The following is a 21,405-nucleotide window of genomic DNA, read 5'->3' on the forward strand; positions in this document are numbered from 1 at the left end:
GTACGCCCGCTCCGACACCTGCCGGAGCCGCGCCCGCGGGCTGCGCCGCGAGGGCGTCCGTGGCCTCGGCGCCCGCGGGCTGCGCCGGAACCGCGTCCGTGGGCTCGGCGGGGACGGTGTTCGTGGGCTGCGCCGGAACCGCGTCCGTGGGCTCGGCCTGGGCGGTTGCCGGTGCCGCGTCCGCGGGCTGCGCCGGGGTCTCGGCCGGGGCCGAGGCGGGGGCCGGGGGCTTGTCGAGGGACAGGGGTCGCGCGGGCGCCGGTATGGGAGCCGCCTCCGGTACGGGCGTGCCCGCGGGCTCCGTCGGCGGGCCGGACGGGGTGCTGGGCGGGTTCGGCGGGGTGCTCATACCGGCGGGGAGTCCTTCAGGTCGCAATCGGCGCGTGACGATCACCAGCCTGTCATGGAATTCGGCCTCCCCGCCGGGCATTTCGGCCCCCCCGGCCGCCCCCCGGCCGCCCCATGGCCGGGCCGGCGGCGCGCGGAAGACGGTGCGCGGCCGGCCCGGTCCGGGGCCGGATCCGTCTAGCGCACGTAGCCGAGCACGGTCATCATCCCGGCCTCCGCGTGGAAGACGTTGTGGCAATGCACCATCCACAGACCGGGATTGTCGGCGTCGAAGTCCACCGTCAGCTTCCCGTTCGGCAGGACCACCGCCGTGTCCTTTCGGGCCCCGCCCGGCCGGCCGCCGAGGGCGAAGGTGTGCCCGTGCAGGTGGAGCGGGTGCCACATCGTCGTGGAGTTGCTGAACTCCAGCCGGACCCGTTCCCCGGCCTTGACCGGGTGCCGCTGGTCCGGCGCGTACGGCTTGCCGTCGAAGGCCCAGTCGTACGCGGCCATGCCGCCGGTCAGCTTGATCCGTACCGTGCGGTCCGGTTCGCGCGCGGCCAGCGCCACCGGCTCCGCCGCCTTCAAGGCGTCCGCCGTGAGCGGCCGTCCGGACAGCTCGGCGGGCCGGGTCGCGGCGGTCGGCGCCGCCCCCGCACCGGTGCGCAGCACCGCGAGCGCCGACGCGGAGTCCCCCTTGCCCTCGGCGAGCGCGGTCAGGGGGAACACCCCGTCGCCCGCCGTCACCAGGACGTCGTAGCGCTCGCCCATGCCCAGCAGCAGCGAGCGGGCGGCGGCGTGCTCGACGGGGAAGCCGTCGGTGTGGGTGACCGTGAACGCGTGGCCGCCCAGGGCGACCCGGAAGGCGGTGTCCCCGCCCGCGTTGATGATCCGGAGCCGGATCCGTTCGCCGGGGCGGGCGGTGAAGACCGAAGGGTCCTCGGGCGTGCGGCCGTTGACCAGGTAGTACGGGTACGCGACATCGCCCGGATCCTTGCCGAGGACCTCGCTGACGCCGCCCATGAGGAGCCGGGACGGGCCGCCGCTCGCACCGGCGGTGGGCGTGCCCGAGGAGCCGGAGCCGTGGCCCGCATGGCCGCCGCCGCCCGGGCTCATGTCCATGCCCTTGCGGAGTTCCGCGAGCACGGCGTCGGGGGTGGAGCCGTCCACCCCGTCGAGCCAGTCGTCGAGTACGACCACCCACTCCTTGTCGTAGGAGAGCGGCTCCTTGGGGTCCTCGACGATCAGCGGCGCGTACAGGCCGCGGTCCTGCTGGACCCCGGAGTGCGGGTGGAACCAGTACGTCCCGGGGTGCGGGACGGCGAACTTGTACGTGAACGAGCCGCCCGGGGCGATGTCCCGCTGGGTCAGCCCCGGTACCCCGTCCATGTCGTTGCGCAGCGCCAGGCCGTGCCAGTGCAGGGAGGTGGCCTCGGGGAGGTGGTTGGCCAGGGTCAGGGCGAGGGTGCCGCCCGCTGTGGCGCGTACCTCCCGGCCCGGGAGCTCGTCCCCGTACGCCCACGAGCGGACGGAGCGGCCGGCGCCGAGGTCGAGCGGGGTGGCGGTGGCCGTCAGCCGGACCTCGGTGAGCGGGCCGGTGGCCTTGCGGGCGGCCTCGGCGGCCTGTACCTCGGCGCCGGCCGGGTCCACGTAGCCGCCGGGGGCGGGGGAGGAGGCCCCCTTGCCCGTGGAGCCGGCGCCGTGGTCCATGCCGGACATGCCGGAGCCCGAGCAGGCGGCGAGCAGCCCGGTGCCGGCGAGGGCGGCGCCGGCACCGAGGACGGCGCGGCGGGATGGCGAGGAGGGAGAGGGCGAGGAAGGGGAGAAGGGGGCGGAAGAGCGCATGGTGGAACACCTCGTGAGGGTGTGGGGGCAGGCAGGTGGGCACCGTCTGCCGCCGCCCCGAAGGCATGCGGGGGCGACGACGGAGCCCGGCCTATACGCGCAGCACCGTCAGCAGGGTGAGCAGTTCACGGGGTGGCGGGGGGTCCGGGCCGCCGGACCGGCCCGGCGCGCGTGCCGCGCCCCCGAGCGGCGCGGTACGGCGCGGGCCGGTCAGTCCGGCTCCGAGGACCAGCAGGGTGAGGGCGCCGAGCACGGCGAGGCACACGGACATGGGGTCCATGCCGGTGTGCTGCGGGCGCGGGGCCCCGACGGTGGCGACCGCGGTGGAGGCGGCAGCGATCGTGACCCCGGTGCCCCAGGCGACCCCGTTGGCGGCGCCGGCTGCCGCCGTGTCCGGCGGGGCCGCCGGATCCGGCGCCTCGACCGGTCGGCCGCCGTGCGCCGCCCCGGACGGCGTATGGCCGCTCCGGGGAACGAAACGGACCGACGGCGCGTCCTCCATGGCGTGGGCCTGAGTCGGATGGCCCAGCGTGTGCATGCCCGCGACGCCCAGCAGCAGCGCGGCGAACAGCAGCAGCCGGGGCCACCGGACTGCTGGTCGCTGCGGGCACGAGGCTGGGCGGGTCACGGGCAGAACCCTACCCGGGGTGGGTATCCGATCGGAGGACCGGACCCGGCCCCGTTTAGGATTAGTCACATTATGTCCGCAAAAGACCCGGCGCGTCCGCCGCTCCCGTCGTTGAATCCCCGGGGTCCCGGGGACCCCGGGGACCCCCTCAGGCACCTGAAGCCGGTCACCTCCCGGAGATCCTGGAAATCCGTGAACCATCCCTCCACCGCGACGGGTCCCGGCCCCGCGGCCGGTGCCGGTGCCGGCTCCGTGGCCGGCCTCATAGGCCTCGGCGCCGCCGCCTACACCGCGTGGGTCCTCGAAGTCGTCCTCTCCACGGGCCTCAACCCCATCGAGACCTACGTCAGCGAGCTCGCCGCCCAGGACCAGCCGCTCGGCGGCCTGTTCCGGGCCACCGACTTCACCGCCGGCCTCCTCGTCCTCCTCGGCGGCCTCCTGGCCCTGGCCCGACTCGCCCGGCGCGTCGAGCCCCGCCGCCTCTGGTCCGTCGCCGGCTGGTCCGGGATCACCCTCTTCGGCGCCGCCACCGCGGCGGACGCCTGGCTGCCGCTGAGCTGCACGCCGACCGTGGACCCCGAATGCGCGGCGCGGGAGACCGCCGGGCTGGTCCCCGCCACCCATCAGGCGCACGCCGTCAGCAGCAGTCTGGCCATGACGGGGGCGCTCGTCGGGATCGTGGCCCTCACGCTCGCCGCCCGCCGCTACGGCCACCTCCCCCCGCTCGCGCGGTTCGGCCCCGTGCTCGTCCTGCTCGAACTGCTCGCCACCGCCTGGACCCTGGTCTCCATCGCCCTGTTCACCGCCGGGCACGGCACGTGGGCGCTCGGCGCCGGGCAGCGGCTCCAGGTGCTGTTCGTGGCGGTCTGGCTGGGCCTGCTCGCGTACTCCGTGCACCGGGAACGCCGTACGTGAGCCGCCCCGGATCCGGGGCGGCTCCCGGGAGGTTCGTACGCCTCGCCGCCGGCCCCGCCGCCGACGGGGTGCCGCTGCACGTCCTCGTGGAGGGCTCCGGCCCGCCGGTCGTCCTCAGCGCCGGGCTCGCCATGGCCTGGTTCGACTGGGACCCCGTGGCGGAGCTGCTCGTCGCCGCCGGCCGTACCGTCGTCCGCTTCGACCGTCCCGGGCACGGGCTGAGCGCCCCCGCCGTGCGTCCGCCGTGCGCGGCCGGGGAGGCGCACCGGATCGCCGGGCTGCTGGACGCGCTGGGTCTGGGCGCCGAGCGCGTCACCGTGGCCGGGCACTCCATCGCCGGGTTCCACGCCGAGGCCTTCGCCCGGCTGTACCCGGGGCGCACCGCGGCCCTGGTACTGGTCGACAGCAGCGTGGAGGAGCGGCCCCGTACGGTCCTGCCCGCAGGGGTGCGCACCGGCGCCGCCCGGGTGTTCGGCCGGGCGGTGACCGTAGCCGGGCTGCCGGCCGCGCTGGGGCCCTGGGCCCGGCGCACCGCCGTACGGGCGTCCCGCGCGGGCGGCGCGGACCCGGCCGCGCGGGACCTCGTACGCCGCTGCTACCGCAACGGCCGGGTCTGGCGCGGAGCCCTGCTGGAGAACTCCCGCTACCCCGACACGGCCGCCGAGGTGCAGGCGCTGCGCGCGGGGCTGCCGCTGACCGCGCCCGCCACCGTCCTGGCCGGCTACGACCCCGCCGCGCGCCGCCCGGACCTGGGCTGGCTGGGCCGCCAGGCGGCGCTGGCCGACGCGCTGGGCGCCCGGTTCGAGGTCGCGGAGCCGGCCGGTCACCTGGTCATGCTGGACCGCCCGCACCAGGTGGCGCGGGCGGTCCTGTACGCGGCCCGGCCGGGGGCCCGGTCGGAGTCCTAGCCCCGGGCGTAGACCTTCTCGGCCCAGCCGGCTATCTGCTCCTCGGAGAGGTGCTTGGCCAGATCGGCCTCGCTGATCATCCCGACCAGCCGCTTGTTGTCGATGACGGGCAGCCGTCGGATCTGGTGGCTCTGCATCTCCTCCAGCACCTCGGAGACGTCCGCGCCCGCGTCGATCCAGCGCGGGGTGCCCTTGGCCATGTCGCCGGCCGTGATCTTCGACGGGTCGTGGCCCTTGGCCACACACCCGATGACGATGTCGCGGTCGGTCAGGATGCCGCAGAGGCGTTCATTGGAGTCACTGATCGGCAGCGCACCGACATTGAGCCGGCTCATCAGCTGAGCGGCCCGGTCCAGGGTCTCGGTGGCGGGGATCCACTGGGCCCCGGGGTGCATGATCTCTCCGGCGGTGGTCATCGCGTCAACCTCCTGAGCACGCCGTAGCGGCCGGGCGCGGGTGCGCCCGCCTCGGCGTCCTCATCCTCATTCGCCCGTTCGGCCCCCGCGACCCGGCGGGGCCGGGAGGGGGCCGTACGGGTGACGCCGCGGGTGCGGCCAGGAGGTGGGGGAGCCCTGCGGGGGCTTGTCCCCTACCCACCCTTCGCCCGTTCCCCGGGGCTCCGACCCGGACCCCGCGCCTCGAACGCCGGCGGGGCTGGATTCGGCCGGCGTTCGAGGGCTCGGGGGTCCGCAACAACGGGGTTCACCCCGCCGCCGGCGGCTCCGCCCCGCGCTGCTTCAGCATGTCGGCCATCAGCTGGAGCTCCGACTGCTGGGCCTCCACCATGCCCTGGGCCAGCGCCCGCTCGGCCGGGTTCGCGCACTGGTCGGCGCACCCCTGGGCCATCGCGACGCCGCCCTTGTGGTGGTCGGTCATCAACCGCAGGTAGAGCACCTCGGCGTCCCGGCCCTCGACGGAGCCGAGCCGCGCCAGGTCCTCCTTGGTGGCCATGCCGGGCATCAGCGCGCCGGGCTTGGTGACGGCCCCGCCCATCTCGTGGCCCGCCATGCCGCCGGCGCCCTCCGTCCCCATCCAGGACATCGGCGGCTCGTCGGCGACGTTCTTCGGCAGGCCCCACATGTCCAGCCAGCCCAGCAGCATGCCGCGCTGGTTGGCCTGGGTGTTGGCGATGTCGTAGGCGAGGACGCGCACCGGCTCGTCCTTCGTGCGGTCGCGGACGATGAAGGACATCTCCACCGCCTGCTGGTGGTGCACCGCCATGTCCCGGGCGAAGCCCGCGTCGGCGGAGTAGAGCCCCGGGGTACGGGAGGCCGCGGGAGCGGAATCGGCTCCCCCCGCGGTGGCGACCGTGGCCCCCACCGCGAAGAGCAGCGCCACGCCGACGGCGGAGCCCGCGGCCCAGTACGTACGGGCCACGGAGCCGCGACCGGACGGCCGGGTCACTTGTCGGCCAGCCCGTTCGAGCAGGCGGCGCCCGGCTCGGGGGTCTGCGCGCCCTGGACGTACTTGGTGAAGAACGCCGCCACCCGGGCGTCGTCCGCCGTGTCCACGGTCAGCTGCTTGCCCCACGCGCTGAGCATGAGCGCGCCGGACTGCTCCTTGACGGGGCTCATCAGCGTGAACGGGGTCTTGGCCACCTTGGCGGCGAGCTTCTCCACGTCGGCCGGGGCGGCCTTCTCGTTGTACGTCACCCACACGGCGCCGTGCTCCAGCGAGTGGACGGCGTTGACCTCGGGAACCGGGTTCTTGTAGACGTCGCCTTCGCAGTTCATCCACCGGGGGTGGTGGTCCCCGCCGACCGGCGGGTTCATCTCGTACTTCACCGGGGTCTCGACGTGCTTGCGGCCGAGGTTCTTGGCGTCCCAGGTCTGCTCGCCGGCGACCGGCGCCTTGAGGGCCGCCTCCTTGGCTTCCTTCTTGTTCTGCTGGTCGATCATCACCCACGCGCCGAAGCCGATGAGCGCGGTGACGATGGCGGCCGAGGCGGTGATCGCGATGGCCTTGTTGCGCCGGTCGCGCGACTGGTCGGCGCGGCGCATCTCGGCTATCCGCGCCTGGCGGGAGTTGTTGGTTTCGGAGTTCCTGCTGGCCATGGCCCTGAATCCTTTGTGCTGAGGGGGGTGGAGTGGAGAACGCGCTACGTGAGCGCCGCAGAACCGGGACCGGTCAGGTCCGCAGCACTTGGAGGGCGTACAGGTCGGGGCCGCGCGCGAGCGCAGAGGGGGCCCGGATGCCCGCCGCGGGCGCGGGGCGCACGGCGGGAACGGGCGTCCCGCCGGCCACCAGGGCCGCGGGTGGCGCCGGGGGGAGCAGTCCGGGGAGGACGTGCGAGAGCGGGGAGCAGCCGGGCCGGTCGTGTGGCGCCACGCAGACGACGCGCTGTGGACCGGGCCCGAGGACCGTGTGCCCGGACGGCGACACGCCCGTCCCCGCAGCGGCCGGGTGCTCGGCCCCGGCCGACCGGCACAGGAACGCCGCGCCGGCCAGTACCCCGAAGGCCATCAGGAGGACGGCACGCCGGAGCAGCGGACGTCTCCGACGTCCCCGCTCGTCCCGTGCACGGCCCCCCATGGGCGCCGATGGTAATGCTCATGACCGGTCCAAGGTCAGTGCGGGGGTGCCACCGGCTTTCCGGGGTGCGTAATCTGGCGGAAACCACCGCTGGCGATACTGGGCCGGCCCGACTGTGCCCGTGCCCCCGCGGCAGTGGTGCACAGGCCGCCTGAACTGCGAGGATGAAGCCATGGACAAGCAGCAGGAATTCGTCCTCCGGACGCTCGAGGAGCGCGACATCCGCTTCGTGCGCCTGTGGTTCACCGACGTACTGGGCTTCCTGAAGTCCGTAGCGGTCGCGCCGGCGGAGCTGGAACAGGCCTTTGACGAGGGCATCGGATTCGACGGCTCGGCGATCGAGGGGTTCGCGCGGGTCTACGAGTCCGACATGATCGCCAAGCCGGACCCGAGCACCTTCCAGATACTGCCGTGGCGCGCGGAGGCCCCCGGAACGGCCCGGATGTTCTGCGACATCCTGATGCCGGACGGCTCGCCCTCCTACGCGGACCCGCGGTACGTCCTCAAGCGCATCCTGAACAAGACCTCCGACCTGGGCTTCACCTTCTACACCCACCCGGAGATCGAGTTCTTCCTGCTGAAGGACAAGCCGCTGGACGGCACCCGGCCCACTCCGGCCGACAACTCGGGCTACTTCGACCACACCCCGCAGAACGTCGGCATGGACTTCCGCCGCCAGGCGATCACGATGCTCGAATCCATGGGCATCTCGGTCGAGTTCAGCCACCACGAGGGCGCCCCCGGCCAGCAGGAGATCGACCTCCGCTACGCCGACGCGCTCTCCACCGCCGACAACATCATGACCTTCCGCCTGGTGATGAAGCAGGTGGCCCTGGAGCAGGGCGTCCAGGCCACCTTCATGCCGAAGCCGTTCTCGGAGTACCCGGGATCGGGCATGCACACCCACCTCTCCCTCTTCGAGGGCGACCGCAACGCCTTCTACGAGTCGGGCGCCGAGTACCAGCTGTCCAAGGTCGGCCGCTCCTTCATCGCGGGCCTGCTCAAGCACGCGGCGGAGACGGCCGCCGTCACCAACCAGTGGGTCAACTCCTACAAGCGCATCTGGGGCGGCTCCTCCCGCAGCGCCGGCGCGGGCGGCGAGGCCCCCTCGTACATCTGCTGGGGCCACAACAACCGCTCGGCCCTGATCCGCGTCCCGATGTACAAGCCGGGCAAGACGGGCTCCTCCCGCGTGGAGGTCCGCTCGATCGACTCGGGCGCCAACCCGTACCTCACGTACGCCGTCCTCCTCGCGGCGGGCCTCAAGGGCATCGAGGAGGGCTACGAACTCCCGGCCGGCGCCGACGACGACGTCTGGGCCCTCTCCGACGCGGAACGCCGCGCGATGGGCATCGAACCCCTCCCGCAGAACCTCGGCGAGGCCATCTCCCTGATGGAGCGCAGCGAACTCGTCGCCGAAACCCTCGGCGAGCACGTCTTCGACTTCTTCCTGCGCAACAAGAAGCAGGAGTGGGAGGAGTACCGCAGCGAGGTCACGGCCTTCGAACTGCGCAAGATGATGCCGGTCCTGTAGTCGCAGGTCAGCAGCACTGTCAGAACTTTCTGACACTCAGGGCCGGTGGTCATCGACCAGCGGCCCTGAGTCGTCTCATTCCCCCTGGGCCGTCTGCGGGCCGTCCGCTGCGGAAACTGAGGCTTCGTACATCCCGTCCACGGCCTTCCGGGTCCGCCCCTCGCTGCTCGGCATGAGGTGCGTGTAGGTCCGGAGCGTGAAGCCGGGGTCGCCGTGGCCGAGGTACGTACTGAGCGCCTTGATGTTCTCGCCGGCGTCCAGCAGCACGGAGGCGTAGACGTGCCTCAGCGCGTGCATCCCGTGCTCGCGCGCGGCCTCGTGCCGCTCCCCGGGCTTGGGCTCCCCGATCACCCCGGCCGCCACGAGGGCGGCGGTGCGGTCCGCCGGACGAGATGGCCGTTGACCACCTTCACCTGGCACTCGAAGTGCAGCCATCCGGTCGCATGGTTGACCGCGTCGACGGCGAGACCGAAGATCTCCCCTTGCCGTAGGCCGCAGCCGCCTCCTGCGTCAGCCATCGCGCGGTACCGCTCGGGGAGCGCTGCCCGCACAGCGAAGACGCGTTCAGCCGTCCACGGCCGGACGCGCGGAGTTCCGGCGAGAGGCGCTCGGACCGACGTGGCACGGCAAGGGTTCGTGAGGAGGCGACCATCCTCGACGGCCGCAGTCAGCACCGCCGACACGGTGTTGAAGATGACCCGCCGGTATGACGACTTGGGGAGGGTGGTCTCCAAGGCGCCGAGCCATTCGCGGATGTGCTCGGGCTTGAAGGAGTCGAGCGGACGCGGGCCGATGTAGGGGAATGCGTGACGCCTGAGCTGAACCTCGACCGTGGTGCGGGTGGTCCTGTCGGTCGTCTGCCCCCCGAGCCACTTCTCCCCGTACTGCCGGAAGGTGGTCCGGCCGGCGGCCGGGTCGACGTAGGCCCCGCGCGACATGTCGCCGTATCGCGGCCGACGGGCTCAGGGTGCTAAAAGGGCGTGTTCCTGGCACGGGTGGCGCGTATACGTACGGAGCGGTCCTTCTTGGGCCTCTCTGGTTCCGCAACGCCCGACCGGGTGTCGTCCCTGAATACCGCGGTGCGCGCAGCGCACAGAAACTCTGCACGCCTCGCACGCACCTCCGCACCGCTCGCGCCTAGATTCAACGCCGCCGGAGACTCTGCCTGAACGTGAGCGGGGCCATGGCGGTGTGTGCCCGGCCTGGTGGTTGTCGTGTCGTGAGTCGGCTGTTGTCGGCTGGTGAGGGGATTTCGTCATGGGATTTGAACCTGCGAATTTGAGGGCTGGAGCTGCCATTCTTGTGAGGTGGGGGAATTTTGTGTCAAATATTTCACGTCGGGTTCGCCGGTTGCCTGGTCTAGTTGCGGCGGTTGTTGCCATATCTGTACTCCTCCCGGCCTCGCCGGCGTCCGCAAGCTGGACTGTTGAAACTTTGTATGCCTCACACAGTGCGAAATGCCTTGAGATTGCTGATTGGCGTAGAGATAATGGCGCTCCAGCTCGGCAGTGGGACTGCACGCAGCAGGCAAATCAGGCCTGGGTTTTCAGTTATGTAGGCAATTCCGCAGATCGCGTCGTGACTCTCCGGAACGCACACAGTGGCAAATGTCTTGAGATTGCCGACTGGCGTACGGACAATGGCGCTCCTGCTCGGCAGTGGGATTGTACGGGTGGGGAGAATCAGCAGTTCTATCTCTGGCCGAATCCCAACGGCAGTGGGTATGCCCTCCTTGCCGGCCACACTGACAAGTGTCTTGAAGTTGCTGACTGGAGCCAGGCTAGTGGGGCTGCGGTAAGGCAGTGGACGTGTGGCGGGGGTCCGCAGTGGAACCAGCTTTGGCAGACCTATTAAGGGCGGCTTATATTCCAGCTCACCTAGAGCGCCCGAGGAAGAGACCACCCGGCCGAGGAGCGTGACCTCTTCGTCTCGCGGCTGTACCAAGTGGCGGCGTAGCGTCCGCAGTGTCTTCGTTCCTCGGTTCGCCTTGACCTGCCGTGATGCTCTTAGCGGAGGGGGCGGGGGTGCGGACGCTACGGACACTGTCGGACGCTGGCCAATCCGCTCAGCGTCCGCATGATTCGTGCAGGTCGTAGGGGGTCGAGAGCGGCTGGCGGACGCTGCGGACACTGTCTTTTCTTAACTCTCTAGGACGGCAGGTCCCCCCAGCTAAGAGCCGCTCTGTGGCCACGACTGCTCCTCAGGAAGATGCTGCCGCTTCTCCTGAAGAGCAGTCCATGCTCGCCACTGGGATGGCCTTCCAAGAGGTCGGGCTGTCTCCACCCGCCCCTGGGGAAACAGGGACGACAAGCGACAAGACAAGCGACAAGACAAGTCTCCGGAGCAGCAGGAACCAGAGTTCTGACCCGAGGGCCTTCCGGGCCGCCGGAACACGCAAGAGGAGCACCCGGCGACGGGTGCTCCTCTTGCGTGGCCCAACGACCTGCCGATGGGGCGCTGCCGGGCCGTCTGTGGGCCGTCGAAGGCTTGCCGGCCACTAATGGCGACCGCCGATGACCACTCGATCGGGGCTCCGCCCCTGGTCATCGCGCATCAACACTGGTCCGGGAGAGGGGCGGTGAGATCCTGCGCAACAAGAAGCAGGAGTGGGAGGAGTACGCAGCGAGGTCACGGCCTTCGAACTGCGCAAGATGATGCCGGTGTTGTAACGGCAGGCCGGCAGCACTGCCGGAACGCTCTGACACGCAGGGCCGGTGGTCATCGACCACCGGCCCTGCGTCGTCTCGTTCGCCCGGCCCGTCCGTGGGCCCGGGCTGCGGGTCAGCCGCGCAGCACACGACCCTGCTTGTCGGTGCGGTCATCCTTGACCAGGAACAGGATGCCGTCGATCAGGGCCCAGAAGCCGAGGCCACCGCAGGTGACCAGCTGGGCGATGGCCATGCCGGTGTGGCCGGTGTAGAAACGGCCGATGCCGAGGCCGCCGAGGAAGATCTGCAGCAGACCGGCAGTCACCTTGGACTTGTCGGAGTACTGCTGACCGTTCGGGGCGATGTTCTGAGACATGCAAAAGCTCCTTGCGCACTGCTGTCGGTGGGGACGTGTGCCGCGACCGAGGGTCGTAGCGGAACTACTGACCTGTGACGGCTGTGCATGGTTGTCGTGCGGCCCGCAACGTGATCAACCTGTGATCACATGGCCGCATTGCGAACAACCGCCCAGGTCAGGGCGACCCCGACGATGGCCGCCTGTCCCCGGATCCCGATCGCCGGCTCGTACGTCCGCCCGCGCAGGCCTCTCGCGACCCAGCGGCCGTAGAGGAAGAGGGTGAGGGGCAGCCCCAGCAGGAACAGCACCGCGTTGTCGTGGAAGGCCGCGGCGAAGTCGCCGTGCAGGAGGTCGTAACACATCCGGGTGGCACCGCAGGCCGGGCAGAGCAGGCCCGTCAGCCAGTTGAACGGGCAGCGGGGAAGCCAGTGGCCGGGCTCGTGCGGATCGGTGCCCCAGAGGTACGCGGCTCCCGCGCCCAGCACCGCGAGCGAGGCGATCGGGGCTGCCGCCGGCCGGCGGAGCAGCGAGGCGTGCGGCTGTGGCCCGCCGCGCGAACTCCCGTCCCGTCCGCGGGTATCCGGCAGGTCGGCCGACATGGGTGCTCCCTCCTTGGCGTACCCGTACCCGCACGTGATCGTGCGTGAGCCACCGGGGGGTCATCTTCGCACCGGGGGTCCGCGCCCGGGCCGCCGGTCACCGACCGGCGGCCCGGAGGCGTTCCCAGGGCTTCGGGCGGGCTACGCCGACGGCACCGCGCGGTGCCAGACGGCGCGGGTCGGGCTGGGGAGGGAGGTGGCCACGTGGAGTTCGGCGTCCAGGCCCAGGACCGCCGCCGTCAGGGCGCCGCCCTGTTCCTGGATGCCCGCCGGGGCACCGGCGTAGAGCATCTGGGACTCCGTCCACGCCGGCGGGCCGCCGAGGCCCGTCGTGCCGACCGTGCCGGAGCCGGCGCGGCCCGCTATGAGGCGCCCCGCCACGCCCACCGCGCCGTAGCCCGCGCGGCCGCCGGACTCCGTGACGCTGGAGACCGCCGGCTTCGCGGCGCCGGGCGCGGCCGTGACCACGGCGGTGCGCACGACCCCCGAATCGGGGCGCCGGAAGTAGAGGCGGACGCCCGCCCCCTCGGGGGCGGCGGTCAGGGGGACGGTGGTGGCCGGGAGCCCGGTCGGGAAGGGGCCGGCCAGCGGGGCGCCCGGGGCGGGCTGGATCCAGGCCACCACCGACCGGGTGGTGGCGGCGTAGACGTGGCGGCGCCCGGCGGAGTCGGTGGCGGTCACCGGGTCGGACTGGAGGTCGGCGCCCCCCAGGTGCTGCCAGGCGCCGAAGGCGCCCGAGGGATCCTGGGTACGTGCGAGCAGGGAGCGCCGGGAGTCGCGGACGTACACCGTCAGCAGCCCGTCCGGGCCGCTGACGGCCGAGGGCGCGCTGATCTGGGAGGTGCCGGGCCCGTCCCCGGTTTCCGGGGTGCCGAGCGGGACCCACGCCCCGAACGGACCGCCGGGCACGGACTGGGCGGCGTAGACGATCTCGCGCCGGTAGTCCCCCGGCCGGTCGCCGAAGACGGTGCGGGTGGCGAGGACGGCGACGCTCCCGTCGGGGAGGCGGGCGGTGGTCGCGCCCGGGTCGATGCCGGTGCCCGGCAGCAGGACGGGGCCCTGCCAGGCGGCGCCGGGTCCGGTGCCGGCCCCGCGGTTCCAGACGGCCATCTGGCCGTCGAGGACGGCGAAGGCGTAGAGCCGGCCGGTCGTGCCCTGCACGAGCCAGGAGGAGTGGTCGCCGCGCGCGTAGCGCAGCGACTGGGCCCAGTTGGGGCCGGTCGGGTATCCGCCCACCTTGCGGTCGCCGCAGCCGGAGGGCGAACCGCAGTGGTTCCGCCTGTCGTGCCAGCCGTACGTCTTCAGGTAGCCGACCTTCGCCGCGGCCGTCTGCGGGTCGAGCGTGTGCGGCAGCTTGCCGTTGAGGTAGCCCAGGTAGCTCTGGACCGTGAAGCGCGGCCGCTGCCCGAACGGGACCCGCGCGGCGTACGAGGCGATCCCGGCCTGTGCGAACCGCGCCGCGTACATGTGGTCCTGATGGTCGGTGAGCCTGCCGGAGTCGACGTGGCGGCCCGGCGTCGGGTCCTGCATCCGTATCGTCGTCGGCTTGTACCGCTCCAGGACCCCCGATATCGCCGCTATCACCTGGTCCTTGGTGAAGGTGGGCTGCTGCGTGACCGGAGTGCCGGCGGCGAGCTGCGGGACGAGCGCCGGTATCCGGCCGTTCCACAGGCCGCGCAGGCTGTTCGGGCTGTCGGAGACGGCGGCACGGGCCTCGCGCAACTGCAGCCAGACCAGGTTGACGTGGGGCTTCGCCACGAGGACGTCGAGCTCGGCGCGGCCGCCGCCCGCGGCGGGTATGACCGTACGGCGCCACGGGCTGGTGCGGTCGCCGGTGGCCATCTGCGCGTAGGCGGAGCGTATGCCGTTCTGGCGGGCCTCCGCGTAGTGGCTCCGGTCGCTGGGCGGCTGCACGGGGTCCTTGGTGTGGGGGCCGACGGCCTGGTTGACGCCGTCGGCCTCGCCCGAGGTGAGGTACAGGGTGGTGAGCGGGGTACCGGCAGCGAGGGAGCGGCTGACGTCCGGGTTCATGAAGAACAGGTCGTCGTCCGGATGGGCGACGATCTGGACGACCGAACCGGCGGTGGCGCTCACCGGGAGGGCGGTCGAGGAGTCGGTTCCCGGGACGGCCTCGGCCGCGGTCTGCTGGCCGGATGCGACGGCGAGCGCGCCGGTGAGCCCGATGGTCAGCATCGGGACCACGGTCGAGAGGAGGAAACGTCGGCGGGATACGGGCATCGGCTACGCCTTGGGTCGCTCCGGCAGGAAGAACCGCGTGAAACTGTCGGTCAGTCAGTGAGAGCCCGATCCGCGCACGTTGGTTCACCCGGATCGCCGATTACTTCCGATTCGTGGAAACGGCCGCCCGGGCGCGGCGCGGGTGGGCACTTCGTACGTGTCCGCGGTCACGGTGCGGCCGCACGCTCACCGCCCGTGCGATCCCACCGGAAATCGGATAATCCGCCCTGCCGGGCGTGCGGTGAGTCGAACGCCTGCTCCGGCTAGGCTCTCCCCGGGCGGAAGCGCGGACCTGCCGACGGCGACACCCGCCGGAGGCGGCACAATGCGCCGTCGCCCGGCCAGGGCAGAGGCAAGGGCAGGCCGACGTACGCGGGAGGCGGCGGGATGACAGTCCCGGGACGCAGGAGCAGTACCTTCAGCCGGCTGCTGCGCAGCGGGTTCACCGACCCCTCGGCCGCCGCCCGGCTGCTGGACACCGACGCGCTGGCCGCCGTACGCGCCGATCCGGTGCTCCTCGACGCCCTCGGGGCCACCGCCGATCCCGACCTCGCCCTCCTCGGGCTGGTCCGGATCGCCGAGGCACAGGCACCCGAGGAACTGCCCGTCCTCCTCGACACCCTCGTCAGCGCCAAACCCCTGCGCGACCGCCTCCTCGGCGTACTCGGCGCCTCCGAGGCCCTCGGCGACCACCTCGCCCGCCACCCCCGGGACTGGCAGGCCCTCGTCACCTACGAGGCCGCCGATCTGCACCCCGGGCTGGCCGAGTTCGAGCAGGGCCTGGCCGGCGCCCACGACCCCGTCACCCTGCGCGTCGCCTACCGCCGCTGCCTGCTGTCCATCGCCGCCCGCGACGTGTGCGGGACCATAGACGTCGCCCAGACCGCCGCCGAACTCGCCGACCTGGCCACCGCCACCCTCCGGGCGGCCCTGCGCATCGCGACCGCCGCCGCCCCCGAGGACGCGGCAGTCTGCCGGCTCGCCGTCATCGCCATGGGCAAGTGCGGCGGCAACGAGCTGAACTACGTCTCCGACGTCGACGTGATCTTCGTCGGCGACGCGGCCCCCGGCGCGGACGAGGGCAAGGCCGTCCAGGCCGCCGCCCGGCTCGCCTCCCACCTCATGCGGATCTGCTCCGAGACCACCGTCGAAGGCACCATCTGGCCCGTCGACGCCAACCTGCGCCCCGAGGGCAGAAACGGTCCGCTCGTCCGCACCCTCGCCTCCCACCTCGCCTACTACCAGCGCTGGGCCAAGACCTGGGAGTTCCAGGCACTCCTCAAGGCCCGCGCCGTCGCCGGCGACGAGGCGCTCGGCGCCGAGTACATCGCCGCCATAACTCCCCTCGTCTGGCAGGCCGCCGAGCGCGAGAACTTCGTCGGCGACGTCCAGAAGATGCGCCGCCGGGTCGTCGACAACATCCCCGCCGCCCAGGTCGACCGCGAGCTGAAGCTCGGCCCCGGGGGCCTGCGCGACGTCGAGTTCGCCGTCCAGCTCCTCCAGCTCGTGCACGGCCGCTCCGACGCCACCCTGCACTCCGGCACCACCCTCGACGCGCTCCAGGCCCTCGCCGCCGGCGGCTACGTCGGGCGCGCCGACGCCGCCCAACTGCACGACGCGTACCGCTTCCTGCGGGCCATGGAGCACCGCATCCAGCTCTACCGGCTGCGCCGCACCCACCTCGTCCCCGAGGACGAGGCCGACCTGCGACGCCTGGGCCGCTCGCTGGGCCTGCGCACCGAACCGGTCGCCGAACTCAACAAGGCCTGGCGCCGGCACGCCTCCGTCGTCCGCCGCCTGCACGAGAAGATCTTCTACCGGCCGCTCCTCGACGCCGTGGCCCAGCTCGCCCCCGGCGAGACCCGCCTCTCCCCGCGCGCCGCCGGCCAGCGCCTCGAAGCCCTCGGGTACGCCGACCCGGCCGCGGCCCTGCGCCACCTCGAAGCCCTCGCCTCCGGAGTCACCCGCGCCGCCGCCATCCAGCGCACCCTGCTGCCCGTGCTCCTCGGCTGGTTCGCCGACTCCGCCGACCCGGACGCGGGCCTGCTGAACTTCCGCAAGGTCTCCGACGCCCTCGGCAAGACCCCCTGGTACCTGCGCCTCCTGCGCGACGAGGGAGCCGCCGCGGAGAACCTCGCCCGGGTGCTCTCCGCCGGACGCCTCGCGCCCGACCTCCTCATGCGCGCCCCGGAGGCTGTGGCCCTGCTGGGGGACCCCGAAGGCCTGGTTCCCCGTACCCACGAGGCCCTGGAGCAGGAGGTGCTCGCCGCCGTCGGCCGCGCCGAGAACCCGGAAGCAGGGGTGGCCGCCGCCCGCGGAGTCCGCCGCCGCGAGCTGTTCCGGACCACCGCCGCCGACATCATCGGCTCCTACGGCACGGAGGAGAACCCGGCCGAGGAGGACCACGGAGCCCTGGTCGACCGGGTCGGCCGCGCCGTCTCCGAACTCACCGCCGCCACCATCGCCGGAGCCCTGCGCGCCGCCGTCCAGGGCCACTGGGGCGACACCCTGCCCACCCGCTTCGCGATCATCGGCGTGGGCCGCTTCGGCGGCCACGAGCTCGGCTACGGCTCCGACGCCGACGTCCTCTTCGTCCACGAGCCGCGCGAGGGCGTCGACGAGCAGGTGGCCGCCAAGGCCGCCCAGAACGTCATCGCCGAGATGCGCAGACTCCTCCAACTCCCCACCGCGGACCCGCCGCTGCTCATCGACGCGGACCTGCGCCCCGAAGGCCGCTCCGGCCCCCTGGTCCGCACCCTGCCCTCCTACGCCGCCTACTACCGCCGCTGGTCCCTGACCTGGGAGTCCCAGGCCCTGCTGCGCGCCGAACCGGTCGCCGGCGACCTCGAACTCGGCCGCCGCTTCATCGAGCTGATCGACCCGCTGCGCTACCCGGTGGAGGGCCTCGGCGAGGACGCCGTCCGCGAGATCCGGCGCCTCAAGGCCCGGATGGAATCAGAACGCCTCCCCAGGGGCGCCGACCCGACCCTGCACACCAAGCTCGGCCGCGGCGGCCTCAGCGACGTCGAGTGGACCGTCCAGCTGATCCAGATGCGGCACGCCTGGGTGGAACCGGGCCTGCGCACGACCCGCACCCGCGAGGCCCTGGCCGCCGCCCACGCGGCCGGCCTGATCCCGACCGAGGAGGCGCAGATCCTCGACGAGGCCTGGGTACTGGCCACCCGGGTCCGCAACGCCGTGATGCTGGTCCGCGGCCGCGCGGGCGACACCTTCCCCTCGGAAGCCCGCGAACTGGCGGCGGTCGGCCGCTACCTCGGCTACGCGGAGGGCACGGTCGGCGACATGCTGGACGACTACCGCCGCATCACGCGCCGCGCCCGGGGCGTGGTGGACGAGCTGTTCTACGCGGGCTAGGGCCCGGGGAGGCGGAGCCGGTCGCCGACCCGGATCCCGGAGAGCTCGACCAGCGGCCCTGCGAGGGAGCCCCGCTCGGGGCGGCGATCCCGGTGCACAAGCGCAGCGGCACCGGCGGCGGCGCCACCGGCCCGGCGCGCAGCCGTTCGAGGGGCCGGGGCCGCCCTCAGCCGGCGCTGCCGGCCCGCGCCGAGGCCACGGCCTCCGTGACCGTCACCGCCATCGGCGTCGTGGGACGGCCGATCAGCCGGGCGAGGTCGCCGGAGGTACCGGCCAACCGGCCGCGCTCGACGGCCAGGTCCACGTCGACGAGGATCTCGGCGAAGGGGGCGGGGACCCCCGCGCCGGTCAGGACGGAGAGGTGGGCCTCGGGAGTCACTGCGTGGTACGCGATCTCCTGCCCGGAGGCCTCCGCCACCGCCGCCGCGTACTCCGTGAAGGACCACGCCGTGTCGCCGCTCAGCTCGTATGCCGCGTCGAGGTGCCCCTCCCCGGTCAGTACGGCCGCGGCCGCCGCCGCGTAGTCGGCCCGCGCCGCGGAGGCCACCCGGCCCTCGCCCGCGTTGGAGAGGACGGCCCCGTGCGCGAGCACCGGAGCCAGGTTGCCGGTGTGGTTCTCGGTGTACCAGCCGTTGCGCAGGAAGGTGTAAGGCAGGCCCGAGGCCAGGATCAGCTCCTCGGTCGCCCGGTGCTCGTCGGCCAGGTCGAAGTCCGCGTCGGGCCCGCCCAGGATGCCGGTGTACGCGAACTGCGCCACCGCTGCAGCCTTCGCCGCGTCGATGACGGCGGAGTGCTGGGCCACGCGGCGCCCGACCTCGTTGCCGGAGATCATCAGCACCCGGTCGCCGGACCGGAAGGCCCCGGCCAGGGTCTCGGGCGCGTTGTAGTCGGCGATGCGCAGTTCGATGCCCAGTGCGGCGAGCGGCGCCGCCTTCTCCTTGTCGCGGACGACGGCGGCGATCTCCCCGGCGGGGACGCCGCGGGCGAGCAGCTCGTCGATGACGAGACGGCCGAGGGCTCCGGTGGCTCCGGTGACGACGATGCTCATGGCGGGTTCACTCCTGATCCGTGCCTTGCTCCCGTTTCCGGGCTGTGCACTCACCGTACGACGGGCGCTAACTAAACGGCAGTACCCACTTTGAAGTAAGGTACCGGCATGGAAGTAAGTGAGATGCGCGAGCGCTGGACCCTGGCCGAGGGCATGTGCCCGCACCGGCTCGTCCTGGAGCACGTCACCAGCCGTTGGGGCGTCCTCGTGCTGGACGCCCTGCTCGACCGCTCGTACCGGTTCAGCGAACTGCGCCGGCACATCGCAGCGGTCGCCAAGGTCAGCGAGAAGATGCTGACCCAGACCCTCCAGACGCTGGAGCGCGACGGGTTCGTGCACCGCGACGCCCAGCCCGTCATCCCGCCCCGCGTCGACTACTCGCTCACCCCGTTGGGCCGCGAGGCCGCCGAGCGCGTCCGGTCCCTCGCCCACTGGACGGGCCTGCGGATGGAAGAGGTGCAGCGGGCGCGCGAGGCGTACGACGAGGCGAAGGCGGCCCGCCAGGTCTGACGGGCCCGACGGGGCCGACAGGTCCGACGTCAGGCGCCGATGCGGACCAGCGCGAGCGTGATGTTGTCGGGGCCCCCGGCCTCGATGGCGGCCCTCCAGAGCTCGAACGCGGCCTTGCCGTCGTCGTGCACCTGCAGCACGTCGTTGATGGTCTCGTCGGGCACCGGGTCGGTCAGCCCGTCGCTGCACACCAGGTAGCGATCGCCCGGGGAGAGCGGCAGGTCCCGTACGTGCGGAGTGAGGACGTGCTCGACGCGGCTGCCGCCGAGCGTCTGGGTGACGGCGGACGTCGTGCGATGGCCCGGCAGCGGCGGCGGGCTGTCGTCCACACTGACCTGGCGCAGCCCGTCGGCGGTCGCGCGGAACACCTTGCTGTCGCCGACGTTGAACGACAGCAGCGAATCCTCCAGGACGAGGGTGCCGGCGATCGTGGTACCCATGGCCGTCAGGTCCGGACGGCCGTCGGTGGCCGACGACACCGCCCGGTTGCAGAGGTTCAGTGCGTCCTCGATGGCCTGGGCCCCGTCCAGCGATGGCCCGAGCAGGGCCAGCTGGCGGACGACCAGCTCGCTGGCGACCTCGCCGGCCGGCTGTCCGCCGAGCCCGTCGGCGACGGCGACGACGAGCGGCCGGCCGAGGGGGAACAGCATCGTCTGGGGGCTGCGGGTCGTGGTCCCGCACAGGGTCCACGGCCCGATGACCAGGCTGTCCTCGTTGTGTTCGCGGACCAGCCCGACATGGCTCAGGGCGGTCACGGCTATGTACGCCACCACGACGTCCCGCCTCTCCGCAACGGCAGACGCGTTCTCGCCACCATTGTCGCGCCGCTCGGCATGCGGCGCGTGATCTGCCGGAGCACCCTGGTCCTGGGGGAGGGCCGAGGGAAGGGACTGCGGGACATGTTCGCGAGGCTGAGCACCTACCAGGGTTCACCGGTCCCCCCGGCCGGGGACGTGATCGCGCAGTCCGAGGCGATCGTCCAGCGGGTACGGGACGTTCCCGGCTTCCGGGGCGTGTACTACCTGGTCGACCGGGCCTCGGGCAGGGCCGTGTCGCTGACCTTGTGGGAGGACGAGCGGGCCATGCGGCAGAGCGAGGAGCGGGCCGCCGCGATCCGGGAGGAGACGGCGCAGCGGGAAGGCCAGCGGATCGTCTCCGTCGAACGCTTCGAGGTGGGGTTCAGTCACCTGGAGCCGTAGGACCCGGGCCGTCGCCCGGCTCCGCCGCGCCCGACCCGCCCCGCAGGATCCGCGCGTACGCCAGGAACGCCGCCAGGCCGACCTCGAAGGCCGCCTCCGCGCGCCCGGGGCCCTGTACCGCCAGCGCCTCGGCCAGGAGTGGGGTCCGCGGGGTCGGCTCCCACATGGATTCCGGGGCCGCGAGGTCCAGGGCCGAGCCCAGGACCAGGTTCTCCAGGCCCGTGAGCAGCGGCATCACCTGCGCCGTGGCGAAGCCGGCCCGCAGGAGCAGGGCCACGGCCCGTTCGTACTGCGCGAGCACCGCGGGTGCCCGTACCGGGGTGGTCATCAGGAGCGGGATGGCCCGCGGATAGGTGGCGAAGGCGGCCCGGTACGAGCGGGCCCAGGCCTCCAGCGACCGGTCCCAGGGCTCCGGCGAGTCCAGCGTGCCGCCGTCGATCCCGGCGCACACCCGCTCGCGGATCAGCTCGATCACCCCGGCCCGGCCGTCCACGTGGTGATACAGCGATCCGGTCTGCACCCCGAGCGCACGGGCGATCTGCGGGACGCTGAACTCCCCCTGCTCGGCGAGTAGTTGCAGGGCGGCAGCGCCGATCCGCTCCCGGTCGAGCAGTGGGGTGCGTGGCCGCGCCATCGTATTTCTCCCGCCGTCAGGTCTTCCCGTACGCCAAAACCGGAGGCTACATTGCCGCGAACCGAAAGCCTTTAGGTTTTCGGTTCCCCGCCGCCTGCCGTTCGCAG

Annotated in this window: 21 protein-coding genes and 1 pseudogene; 7 read left to right on the plus strand and 15 right to left on the minus strand. The window is 72.7% G+C overall.

Going from position 1 to position 21,405, the window contains the following annotated elements; all coding sequences use genetic code 11:
• The 3 genes and pseudogenes from ABZY57_RS20950 to ABZY57_RS20960 form a co-directional block, all read right to left on the minus strand.
• Nucleotides 1–349 (minus strand): annotated as a pseudogene (locus ABZY57_RS20950) (hypothetical protein); the annotation flags it as partial.
• A 176-nt stretch (nucleotides 350–525) separates the two neighbouring features.
• Nucleotides 526–2,172 (minus strand): multicopper oxidase family protein, encoded by a 1,647-nt coding sequence (locus ABZY57_RS20955; RefSeq protein WP_356514030.1) that lies wholly within the window; start codon nucleotides 2,170–2,172, stop codon nucleotides 526–528.
• Between the two features lie 91 nt (nucleotides 2,173–2,263).
• The gene (locus tag ABZY57_RS20960; RefSeq protein WP_356514032.1) at nucleotides 2,264–2,800 is read right to left on the minus strand and encodes a hypothetical protein; all 537 of its coding nucleotides are present in this window, start codon (nucleotides 2,798–2,800) and stop codon (nucleotides 2,264–2,266) included.
• A 252-nt stretch (nucleotides 2,801–3,052) separates the two neighbouring features.
• Here ABZY57_RS20960 and ABZY57_RS20965 point away from each other — a divergent pair, with 252 nt between their 5' ends.
• Together ABZY57_RS20965 and ABZY57_RS20970 are read left to right on the plus strand one after the other, a co-directional pair.
• Entirely contained in the window at nucleotides 3,053–3,715 is a 663-nt protein-coding gene (locus ABZY57_RS20965; RefSeq protein ID WP_356514078.1) for a DUF998 domain-containing protein, read from the plus strand.
• Nucleotides 3,716–3,783: 68 nt separating this feature from the next.
• Nucleotides 3,784–4,623 carry an alpha/beta hydrolase gene (locus ABZY57_RS20970; RefSeq protein ID WP_356514080.1) on the plus strand — a complete coding sequence of 280 codons (840 nt, stop codon included), beginning with the start codon at nucleotides 3,784–3,786 and terminating at the stop codon, nucleotides 4,621–4,623.
• On the opposite strand, the gene ABZY57_RS20975 is transcribed toward ABZY57_RS20970, so the two are convergent.
• The 4 genes from ABZY57_RS20975 to ABZY57_RS20990 form a co-directional block, all read right to left on the minus strand.
• Nucleotides 4,620–5,039 (minus strand): CBS domain-containing protein, encoded by a 420-nt coding sequence (locus ABZY57_RS20975; protein ID WP_356514034.1) that lies wholly within the window; start codon nucleotides 5,037–5,039, stop codon nucleotides 4,620–4,622. The two genes, ABZY57_RS20970 and ABZY57_RS20975, sit on opposite strands and share 4 nt — an antisense overlap.
• A gap of 286 nt (nucleotides 5,040–5,325) precedes the next feature.
• Nucleotides 5,326–6,000, minus strand: coding sequence for a DUF305 domain-containing protein (locus ABZY57_RS20980; protein ID WP_356514082.1), 675 nt, complete (start codon nucleotides 5,998–6,000; stop codon nucleotides 5,326–5,328).
• 23 nt (nucleotides 6,001–6,023) lie between these two features.
• A complete protein-coding gene (locus ABZY57_RS20985) occupies nucleotides 6,024–6,677 on the minus strand; it encodes a DUF3105 domain-containing protein (RefSeq protein ID WP_356514035.1) in 654 nt (217 codons plus the stop codon).
• Nucleotides 6,678–6,750: 73 nt separating this feature from the next.
• On the minus strand, nucleotides 6,751–7,155 hold the full coding sequence (locus ABZY57_RS20990) for a hypothetical protein (RefSeq protein ID WP_356514037.1): 405 nt from the start codon (nucleotides 7,153–7,155) through the stop codon (nucleotides 6,751–6,753).
• A gap of 172 nt (nucleotides 7,156–7,327) precedes the next feature.
• On the opposite strand from ABZY57_RS20990, the gene glnA reads away from it, so the two are divergent.
• Nucleotides 7,328–8,689, plus strand: a complete 1,362-nt coding sequence (gene glnA / locus ABZY57_RS20995; RefSeq protein WP_356514039.1) for a type I glutamate--ammonia ligase — start codon at nucleotides 7,328–7,330, stop codon at nucleotides 8,687–8,689.
• Nucleotides 8,690–8,764: 75 nt separating this feature from the next.
• Here the strand turns inward: glnA and ABZY57_RS21000 are convergent, their stop codons facing one another.
• Together ABZY57_RS21000 and ABZY57_RS21005 are read right to left on the minus strand one after the other, a co-directional pair.
• Entirely contained in the window at nucleotides 8,765–9,052 is a 288-nt protein-coding gene (locus ABZY57_RS21000; RefSeq protein ID WP_356514041.1) for a tyrosine-type recombinase/integrase, read from the minus strand.
• Nucleotides 9,037–9,627: a site-specific integrase gene (locus ABZY57_RS21005; RefSeq protein ID WP_356514043.1), complete on the minus strand. Its 591-nt coding sequence runs from the start codon at nucleotides 9,625–9,627 to the stop codon at nucleotides 9,037–9,039. Before ABZY57_RS21005 ends, ABZY57_RS21000 begins: the two co-directional genes overlap by 16 nt.
• 319 nt (nucleotides 9,628–9,946) lie before the next feature.
• On the opposite strand from ABZY57_RS21005, the gene ABZY57_RS21010 reads away from it, so the two are divergent.
• The gene (locus ABZY57_RS21010; protein ID WP_356514045.1) at nucleotides 9,947–10,543 is read left to right on the plus strand and encodes an RICIN domain-containing protein; all 597 of its coding nucleotides are present in this window, start codon (nucleotides 9,947–9,949) and stop codon (nucleotides 10,541–10,543) included.
• A 927-nt stretch (nucleotides 10,544–11,470) separates the two neighbouring features.
• On the opposite strand, the gene ABZY57_RS21015 is transcribed toward ABZY57_RS21010, so the two are convergent.
• The 3 genes from ABZY57_RS21015 to ABZY57_RS21025 form a co-directional block, all read right to left on the minus strand.
• Nucleotides 11,471–11,713: a TM2 domain-containing protein gene (locus ABZY57_RS21015; RefSeq protein WP_356514047.1), complete on the minus strand. Its 243-nt coding sequence runs from the start codon at nucleotides 11,711–11,713 to the stop codon at nucleotides 11,471–11,473.
• 125 nt (nucleotides 11,714–11,838) lie between these two features.
• The gene (locus tag ABZY57_RS21020) at nucleotides 11,839–12,294 is read right to left on the minus strand and encodes a DUF2752 domain-containing protein (RefSeq protein ID WP_356514049.1); all 456 of its coding nucleotides are present in this window, start codon (nucleotides 12,292–12,294) and stop codon (nucleotides 11,839–11,841) included.
• Nucleotides 12,295–12,435: 141 nt separating this feature from the next.
• The gene (locus ABZY57_RS21025; RefSeq protein ID WP_356514050.1) at nucleotides 12,436–14,532 is read right to left on the minus strand and encodes a PIG-L family deacetylase; all 2,097 of its coding nucleotides are present in this window, start codon (nucleotides 14,530–14,532) and stop codon (nucleotides 12,436–12,438) included.
• Between the two features lie 387 nt (nucleotides 14,533–14,919).
• Between ABZY57_RS21025 and ABZY57_RS21030 the strand changes: the two genes are divergently transcribed.
• Entirely contained in the window at nucleotides 14,920–17,907 is a 2,988-nt protein-coding gene (locus tag ABZY57_RS21030) for a bifunctional [glutamine synthetase] adenylyltransferase/[glutamine synthetase]-adenylyl-L-tyrosine phosphorylase (protein ID WP_356514052.1), read from the plus strand.
• Nucleotides 17,908–18,073: 166 nt separating this feature from the next.
• On the opposite strand, the gene ABZY57_RS21035 is transcribed toward ABZY57_RS21030, so the two are convergent.
• On the minus strand, nucleotides 18,074–18,955 hold the full coding sequence (locus tag ABZY57_RS21035) for an NAD(P)H-binding protein (protein WP_356514054.1): 882 nt from the start codon (nucleotides 18,953–18,955) through the stop codon (nucleotides 18,074–18,076).
• Nucleotides 18,956–19,063: 108 nt separating this feature from the next.
• Here ABZY57_RS21035 and ABZY57_RS21040 point away from each other — a divergent pair, with 108 nt between their 5' ends.
• Nucleotides 19,064–19,465, plus strand: coding sequence for a helix-turn-helix domain-containing protein (locus tag ABZY57_RS21040; protein WP_356514056.1), 402 nt, complete (start codon nucleotides 19,064–19,066; stop codon nucleotides 19,463–19,465).
• A gap of 29 nt (nucleotides 19,466–19,494) precedes the next feature.
• Here ABZY57_RS21040 and ABZY57_RS21045 read toward each other — a convergent pair whose 3' ends face one another.
• Complete coding sequence (locus ABZY57_RS21045; RefSeq protein WP_356514084.1) at nucleotides 19,495–20,235, minus strand: PP2C family serine/threonine-protein phosphatase; 741 nt, start codon at nucleotides 20,233–20,235, stop codon at nucleotides 19,495–19,497.
• 129 nt (nucleotides 20,236–20,364) lie between these two features.
• Here ABZY57_RS21045 and ABZY57_RS21050 point away from each other — a divergent pair, with 129 nt between their 5' ends.
• On the plus strand, nucleotides 20,365–20,664 hold the full coding sequence (locus ABZY57_RS21050; protein ID WP_356514058.1) for a hypothetical protein: 300 nt from the start codon (nucleotides 20,365–20,367) through the stop codon (nucleotides 20,662–20,664).
• Here ABZY57_RS21050 and ABZY57_RS21055 read toward each other — a convergent pair.
• Nucleotides 20,645–21,298, minus strand: coding sequence for a TetR/AcrR family transcriptional regulator C-terminal domain-containing protein (locus ABZY57_RS21055; RefSeq protein WP_356514060.1), 654 nt, complete (start codon nucleotides 21,296–21,298; stop codon nucleotides 20,645–20,647). The two genes, ABZY57_RS21050 and ABZY57_RS21055, sit on opposite strands and share 20 nt — an antisense overlap.
• Nucleotides 21,299–21,405 lie beyond the last annotated feature (107 nt).

This window comes from Streptomyces sp. NPDC006450 (assembly GCF_040612195.1).
In the GTDB taxonomy this organism is placed as follows: Bacteria; Actinomycetota; Actinomycetes; order Streptomycetales; family Streptomycetaceae; genus Streptomyces.

What these genes read in the sequence shown, in the direction of transcription:
- ABZY57_RS20985 (WP_356514035.1), bottom strand. Translation starts at nt 6,677, where the DNA reads ATGGCCAGCAGGAACTCCGAAACCAACAACTCCCGCCAGGCGCGGATA.
- ABZY57_RS20990 (WP_356514037.1), bottom strand. Translation starts at nt 7,155, where the DNA reads ATGGGGGGCCGTGCACGGGACGAGCGGGGACGTCGGAGACGTCCGCTG.
- glnA (WP_356514039.1), top strand. Translation starts at nt 7,328, where the DNA reads ATGGACAAGCAGCAGGAATTCGTCCTCCGGACGCTCGAGGAGCGCGAC.
- ABZY57_RS21005 (WP_356514043.1), bottom strand. Translation starts at nt 9,627, where the DNA reads ATGTCGCGCGGGGCCTACGTCGACCCGGCCGCCGGCCGGACCACCTTC.
- ABZY57_RS21055 (WP_356514060.1), bottom strand. Translation starts at nt 21,298, where the DNA reads ATGGCGCGGCCACGCACCCCACTGCTCGACCGGGAGCGGATCGGCGCT.
- ABZY57_RS21020 (WP_356514049.1), bottom strand. Translation starts at nt 12,294, where the DNA reads ATGTCGGCCGACCTGCCGGATACCCGCGGACGGGACGGGAGTTCGCGC.
- ABZY57_RS21015 (WP_356514047.1), bottom strand. Translation starts at nt 11,713, where the DNA reads ATGTCTCAGAACATCGCCCCGAACGGTCAGCAGTACTCCGACAAGTCC.
- ABZY57_RS20955 (WP_356514030.1), bottom strand. Translation starts at nt 2,172, where the DNA reads ATGCGCTCTTCCGCCCCCTTCTCCCCTTCCTCGCCCTCTCCCTCCTCG.
- ABZY57_RS21025 (WP_356514050.1), bottom strand. Translation starts at nt 14,532, where the DNA reads ATGCCCGTATCCCGCCGACGTTTCCTCCTCTCGACCGTGGTCCCGATG.
- ABZY57_RS21035 (WP_356514054.1), bottom strand. Translation starts at nt 18,955, where the DNA reads ATGAGCATCGTCGTCACCGGAGCCACCGGAGCCCTCGGCCGTCTCGTC.
- ABZY57_RS21040 (WP_356514056.1), top strand. Translation starts at nt 19,064, where the DNA reads ATGGAAGTAAGTGAGATGCGCGAGCGCTGGACCCTGGCCGAGGGCATG.
- ABZY57_RS21030 (WP_356514052.1), top strand. Translation starts at nt 14,920, where the DNA reads ATGACAGTCCCGGGACGCAGGAGCAGTACCTTCAGCCGGCTGCTGCGC.
- ABZY57_RS21050 (WP_356514058.1), top strand. Translation starts at nt 20,365, where the DNA reads ATGTTCGCGAGGCTGAGCACCTACCAGGGTTCACCGGTCCCCCCGGCC.
- ABZY57_RS21010 (WP_356514045.1), top strand. Translation starts at nt 9,947, where the DNA reads ATGGGATTTGAACCTGCGAATTTGAGGGCTGGAGCTGCCATTCTTGTG.
- ABZY57_RS20975 (WP_356514034.1), bottom strand. Translation starts at nt 5,039, where the DNA reads ATGACCACCGCCGGAGAGATCATGCACCCCGGGGCCCAGTGGATCCCC.